General features: G+C 43.7%; 7 protein-coding genes. 2 read left to right on the top strand and 5 right to left on the bottom strand.

The genetic code is table 11. From position 1 onward, the window contains the following. Window positions 1–347 (bottom strand): DEAD/DEAH box helicase (locus WC615_RS22455; RefSeq protein ID WP_372980271.1); only part of this gene is annotated, 347 nt, incomplete at its 3' end. Between the two features lie 334 nt (window positions 348–681). On the opposite strand from WC615_RS22455, the gene WC615_RS22450 reads away from it, so the two are divergent. Together WC615_RS22450 and WC615_RS22445 are read left to right on the top strand one after the other, a co-directional pair. Then, entirely contained in the window at window positions 682–1,320 is a 639-nt protein-coding gene (locus WC615_RS22450; RefSeq protein WP_372980270.1) for a hypothetical protein, read from the top strand. Between the two features lie 96 nt (window positions 1,321–1,416). Beyond that, window positions 1,417–2,751 carry a dihydroorotase gene (locus tag WC615_RS22445; RefSeq protein ID WP_372980269.1) on the top strand — a complete coding sequence of 445 codons (1,335 nt, stop codon included), beginning with the start codon at window positions 1,417–1,419 and terminating at the stop codon, window positions 2,749–2,751. A 118-nt stretch (window positions 2,752–2,869) separates the two neighbouring features. Here the strand turns inward: WC615_RS22445 and WC615_RS22440 are convergent, their stop codons facing one another. The 4 genes from WC615_RS22440 to WC615_RS22425 all read right to left on the bottom strand — a co-directional run. Then, the gene (locus WC615_RS22440; RefSeq protein ID WP_372980268.1) at window positions 2,870–3,331 is read right to left on the bottom strand and encodes a GyrI-like domain-containing protein; all 462 of its coding nucleotides are present in this window, start codon (window positions 3,329–3,331) and stop codon (window positions 2,870–2,872) included. A gap of 58 nt (window positions 3,332–3,389) precedes the next feature. After that, window positions 3,390–3,815, bottom strand: a complete 426-nt coding sequence (locus WC615_RS22435) for an SRPBCC family protein (protein WP_372980267.1) — start codon at window positions 3,813–3,815, stop codon at window positions 3,390–3,392. Window positions 3,816–3,828: 13 nt separating this feature from the next. Then, window positions 3,829–4,275, bottom strand: a complete 447-nt coding sequence (locus tag WC615_RS22430) for an EVE domain-containing protein (protein ID WP_372980266.1) — start codon at window positions 4,273–4,275, stop codon at window positions 3,829–3,831. A gap of 177 nt (window positions 4,276–4,452) precedes the next feature. Then, a partial coding sequence (locus tag WC615_RS22425; RefSeq protein ID WP_372980265.1) for a WYL domain-containing protein occupies window positions 4,453–4,999 on the bottom strand: 547 nt, incomplete at its 5' end.

The following is a 4,999-nucleotide window of genomic DNA, read 5'->3' as shown; positions in this document are numbered from 1 at the left end:
ATCTGTGTTTTGGGGCCAATGCCACCATATAACACCACCACACGCAGATCGGTATTTACCGCAAATGCCTTAATATTCTCCTCTATCTGCATAGCCAGCTCGCGCGTTGGCGATACAATAAGCGCACGTGGGTTTTCGCCCTGCGCATATTTTAGCTTCATTAATATTGGCAATACGTACGCAGCGGTTTTACCCGTACCCGTTTGCGCAATACCCATTACATCCTGCCCGTTCATGATAGGCGGGATAGCTTTTTGCTGGATAGGCGTAGCTTCGGTATAACCGGCATCGGCAATTGCATTTAGTATCTGCCGGTTAAATTTAAAATCTTCAAAAGTTACAGCCATAGCCGCAAAGATAAGGTTTTTGTTTAACTCAGCCCCTGCCCCCTCTCTGCTGCGCAAAGAGTGGGAGAAAATTTTTTTTAACTTCTTCACCCTCTTTGCGCAGCAGAGAGGGTCGGCCAGCGTAGCGTAGCCGGGGTGAGTAAAACCCGCAATGGCGGTAAGACACTTGTCAGTATGAGCATGTCGAAGACTTATACTTCTCACTAATGGTTCGGCACGCTCACCATGCCCCCTCTCCTTTCATTTCATCTTATATCTACAGAACCTGTATCGTATACTTATCTTTCCCCGTATTAGCCTCAAATCATATCTTCGCCCCACATAAATTCAATACATGAAAAAACTTTTACTTATCACATTCGCAGCACTTCTTACATTCGGCACAGCATCAGCGCAAACCGGCAAAGGCCAGAAATACCTTGGCGGCAGTTTCACCTTTAGTTACAACCAGGATGGTACCGTGCAAAACTTTAATTATGATAGCGGCACCACACAGTATTTTAACAAGGATATTGTAAGCTTTAACATCAGCCCCGAGTTTGGTTTCTTTTTGAACGATAAATGGGCTATTGGTATACAGCCGGGCTACTCAAGGGTATCGGGCACCGAGGTTTCAAACTTTTACTCCAGCACAAACACAGCAAATAACTACAGCTATACCCATAAATACCACACCGATATTGTTGGCCTGGCTGTTAACCTGCGTTACTACTGCATGTTTACAGATAAGTTTGGTATTTACCCGCAAATGGGCGTAAGCACCGCACACAACGCCAATAATTTTTCAGATGGCCACTTCGCGGCTTTTGCAGGGCCAAATGTGGTATTTTTCCCTACGCCAAAGGTTGGTTTAAATATGGGCTTTGGTAATATCAGTTACCAGTATAACTACCTGAGCCATGGCAGCTATGTAAACGCCAGCCTGAACAACAACTTTAATTTTGGTGTAAATTATTACTTCGGCGGGAAGTAGTGAGGGATACAAGACTATTAGAGTTAAGATATGAGATATTGTCTTGGTTCTTGACTCTTATATCTTGATTCTACTCTAAACACTTATCTTTGCTACATGGCAAGTATCCTCATCAAATCGGCAACAATAGTAAACGAAGGAAAGCAAACCCAGGCCGACCTGCTCATTAAAAACGGCTTTATTGAAAAAATAGCCGGCAGTATTGATGCTAAAGCAGATAAGGAGATCAATGCCGAAGGCCTGCACCTGTTCCCCGGTTGTATAGACGACCAGGTGCATTTCCGCGAGCCGGGGCTTACCCACAAGGGTAATATTGCTTCAGAGTCGCGCGCGGCTGTGGCTGGTGGTATTACTTCATTTATGGAGATGCCCAACACTGTGCCCAATACCCTAACCCAACAATTACTACAGGATAAATACGATATAGCGGCGAAAAACTCGCCGGCCAACTACTCGTTCTTTATGGGTGCATCAAATGATAACCTTGACGAGGTTTTGCGTACCGATGCCAAAAACGTTTGCGGTGTAAAGGTTTTTATGGGGTCATCAACAGGGAATATGCTGGTAGATAACCCCACCACGCTTGAACACCTCTTTGCCCAATCGCCCATGCTGATTGCCACCCATTGCGAGGATGAGGCTACCATCAAAAGCAACCTGGAACATTACAAACAGTTGCTTGGCGAAAACATCCCGGTGAGGCTTCACCCAAAAATCCGTAGCGCCGAGGCTTGTTACCTGTCGTCATCAATGGCGGTTGAACTGGCTAAAAAGCACAATACACGCCTGCATATCCTGCATATCTCTACAGCTAAAGAAACAAACTTATTCAGCAATGATATTCCACTGGCTGATAAGCGGATAACTGCCGAAGCCTGCATCCATCATTTATGGTTTACCGATGCCGATTACGAGACAAAAGGCAACCTGATAAAATGGAACCCCGCCGTTAAAACCGAAACCGACCGCGACGAGATACTAAAAGCTATTTTAGATGGCCGCATAGATGTGATAGCTACCGACCATGCACCGCACACCATCGAAGAAAAATCACAACCTTATCTGCAGGCACCAAGCGGTGGCCCGTTGGTACAACACGCCCTGCCCGCCATGCTCGAGCTTTATCATCACGGTAAAACAACATTAGAGCAGATTGCCGAAAAAATGGCGCATAATGTGGCTACCATCTTCCAGATAGAGAAGCGCGGTTTTATCCGCGAAGGTTACTGGGCCGATATGGCACTGGTAAACCTGAACAGCCCATGGCAGGTTAACAAAGGCAATATTCTCTACAAATGCGGCTGGTCGCCTTTTGAGGGGAGTACATTTAAGGCCAGTGTAGTAAGCACTATTGTATCGGGTAATTTGGTTTATGAAAACGGTAAGCTGGTAAGTGAGCAAAGCGGACAAAGGATGACCTTCGCCCGCTAAACTATTATCCTGAATTAATGGTGACAGTATTTTGCCAGTAGCCAATTTTCAACAAATTGATTACAAGCGATTTATAATAATTCACGGTGTTCACGGCAGTGAACGTGAACGCTATTGCTCAATCTACCGCCACATAAACCTTCGATTCAATATCCTCAAAAGCTTTATCTGTGGTATCATATACATCAAAATCGGCGGTGTATGTTCGCCGGAGATCTGATTGCCAGATATATTGCCACGTAGCACCAATATTTGCCGGGAATTTACCAATGGGTGTAAACACCGCGTATTTACTTGCCGGTATAGCCTTGCCGGCAAACCCTTCGGGCAGGTATTCTATCGATGTTACCTTGCAACCCAGTATAGCAGTGTAATAATCGTTATGGTCGCTTTCGTAATCGGTATACACGCAGTATAGCTCATTGCCTTCCCTTTCATCCAGCTTTTCGGAAAGGTTTTCCTGTGTAAAGCGTTGCCAAAGGCTGCCTATATCGTTAGCAGCCTGTCCGTCTTTGTTAATCGTTCGTACGGCTAACCCGGCAATGTAAAACATCGGCAGGTTTTCAATTTCATGATCCATTTTTATATGATAAGTTTTTAATAATTAGGCTTTAATAAAGATAATATAAAGCGATCGGCTATTTCTCCAACAGCTTTTTTAACCCGCCAAAAACCGTTTGCCAGTTTTGTTCAGAGTGTTCTTTGGAGGTAATATCCTTAATATTGTCCTGGGTAACAGTTAAGGTGGTAAAGCCATCATTTTCATCCAGGGTATAGCTTACATTCGCGTAGTTTTCGGGCTTATCTTCGGTACCGCCCATGCTGCTCCAGTAACTGTATTTCACATATTTACCGGGGGTAATTTCCTGTATATTACCTTTATCCTGGTAACTCTTTCCCTCCCACTCGCCGCTAAAGGTAATGGGGCTACCCGCTTTCCAATCCGATTTTACATTGGTACCGAAGAAGTATTGTTTTACGATCTCCGGGTCGGTTAAACCTTTCCAAACTTCTGCCACAGGGGCATTTATGTCTATTTTGGTTGATAATGATAGCTTTTCCATGATGTTTATATATTTAGATTTGTTTGGTAATTGTTGGTTCACCTGTTATCATTGCCGAGGTAATGGTTTTAAAATCGGCTTCATTTATCTCAAAAAAACCGAACCTGAATTTAAATCCCCAGGCCTTTTTGTTCTCAATAAAATGCAGTTCGGGTATTAATGGTTCAATTGGTGTTTCAGTGCATTTATAAAAATCAACATCGCGCCGGTAAGGCATAAAATCCTCACTCATTTTCTGCTGATAGATCTTGTCATCCTTCACCTGCCCAATAGCTGTAAACGCCTGTAGCGGTTCTTTACCACCGTAAGTTTGTTTAGGCGAATAAAATATAACCCAATCGCCGGGGTTTAGTTTTTTAAGCGGCGCTTCCTTACCATGGTTTGCCTGCATAAAACCACCTTCAACCCCACGGGCTAAATGATCTTTTGATACAACTACTATGAAATATTTAATGGCCATAACAGTAATTTATTAAACACAAAAACTTAGCCACAAAGAAAGGAGGTGTTTTGACAACAGTATGTCAGCAGGGAAAATAGAAAGGTCATGCTGAATTTATTTCAGCATCCCGCATGCAAGTGGGTGAAATGTCCTGAGAGATGCCGAAATAAATTCGGCATGACGGTCGGGTTTGAATTAAACCATTACCCCATTCCGCCTTAAAACAGCCTCTGTCAATTCAACTATCCTATCCCTCACCGTCGGCGGACTAACAATTTCGGCCTGATCGCCAAACATCATAAACCAACGGGCAAACCCCTCTGCAGATATGGTCAGGAAGGTCATTTCTACATGGGTGCTGTGTTGCTTTTCGGATACAAAGCCGTTGTAGTATTTCTGAGCGCTTATATAATGGGCAATTTTATTATCAACCCTTATCACAATAGTTTCCAGTTTATGCTCTGATGCGGTTTGGGCAATATAATCCTTAAGTGTAGGGTGCTTACCATCAAACGTAATATCGGTTTCGGCAAGGTCAAGTATCCTGTCTAGTCTAAAATCACGGTAATCTTCCCGCATTCGGCAAAAAGCGATGAGGTGCCAAAAGCTATCCAGATAAAAAATACCTACGGGCTCGATATGCCGGTTGGTTTTGGTTTGTGTGTAACCGGCTATATAATCAATACAAAGCACTTTTTTATGGGCTATGCCATTCAGGATAGTTTGGATATGGTCGTTATTA

It is taken from the genome of Mucilaginibacter sp., assembly GCF_041663085.1.
Lineage (GTDB): Bacteria > Bacteroidota > Bacteroidia > Sphingobacteriales > Sphingobacteriaceae > Mucilaginibacter.
Note: the sequence above shows the minus strand (reverse complement) of the source record. Positions and strands in the feature narration are given on the sequence as shown.